The organism is Variovorax sp. LG9.2, from assembly GCF_035018885.1.
Classification (GTDB): domain Bacteria; phylum Pseudomonadota; class Gammaproteobacteria; order Burkholderiales; family Burkholderiaceae_C; genus Variovorax.
In genome coordinates this window covers 1-649 of the sequence record NZ_JASJXB010000099.1, presented here as the reverse complement: position 1 = coordinate 649, position 649 = coordinate 1, and the positions used below count along the sequence as shown (strand labels likewise).

1 pseudogene is annotated in these 649 nt (G+C 59.0%); it reads left to right on the top strand.

Features of this window, described 5'->3' with window-relative positions:
* Nucleotides 1-38: 38 nt before the first annotated feature.
* A pseudogene (locus QN413_RS27075) lies at nt 39-649 on the top strand (hypothetical protein); the annotation flags it as partial.

Sequence of the window (649 nt, the reverse complement as noted above, 5' to 3'; positions counted from 1 at the left end):
ATCACGCAATCGTGCGACTCATGCGATTGGAGGCATACATGCGGTTCTCGCTGTTGAAACTTCCCATCGCCGTCGTGCTGTGCCGATCCGACGGAAGCATCGACGTGCTGAACGCTGCCGCCGCCGCGCTGCTGCCCGAGCTTTCGCTCGGCACGCGATCGACGGCCAAAGAAAGTCTCCCGGCAATCATCGCGCAGCTTGAGAGCAAATCCAGCATCCGGAGGCCTGAACTCAACGAGCATTGGTCGCAGGCGCTCGACGGTGAATACAAAACCCCGCTGGGGAAAATATTTTCGATCGAGGCCACGTGCATTGACGACGTGCCGGCTCCTGCGCCTGTGACCTGGATCGTCGTGCTTCGCGAGCTGACTCAAGAAAGACAAGCCGAAAGCGAGCGGGCCACGTGGCTGAACTTCTTATGGCACGACCTGCGCAGCCCGCAAATCAACCTCCTGAGCTTGGTGGAGTTGTATGAAATGAAGTCGTCACGTGTGGGCGTGGCCGAATTGGTGACCGGTGTGCGACGCGAGGCGGAGCGAACCATCGCGTTGGCACAGAGCTTTATCAGCGTTACGACCTCGGAGGCCCGCGACTACGAATTCGCTGTGGTGAGCCTTTCATCGTTACTTGCGAAGAGCGTCGAGGAACT